The 231-nt window shown below is 41.1% G+C and carries 1 protein-coding gene; it reads left to right on the forward strand.

Annotated elements, in window-relative coordinates; translation table 11 throughout:
* Nucleotides 1–231 (forward strand): hypothetical protein (locus tag G7034_RS01685; RefSeq protein WP_166399233.1); only part of this gene is annotated, 231 nt, incomplete at both ends.

Raw genomic sequence — 231 nt, forward strand, 5'->3', positions numbered from 1 at the left:
CGAGTAACCGAAACAGAAACAAGTTGCTTCTCTTTCACCTCTTTTGAACTTATTGTTAATGAAATTCCTCCGCTTCAAAGTGGAGACCCCAACTTAGTCTGCGATGAAAACAACGATGGCTTGGCTGAATTTTTCTTGCCCTTTATTGAAGATTCTATAATCGATGATGCCGAAGGCTTTAGCTTTACCTACTTCGAAACTGAAACCGATGCCCAAAACAACGAAAACCCC

It is taken from the genome of Psychroflexus maritimus (genome assembly GCF_011089875.1).
Taxonomy (GTDB): domain Bacteria; phylum Bacteroidota; class Bacteroidia; order Flavobacteriales; family Flavobacteriaceae; genus Psychroflexus; species Psychroflexus maritimus.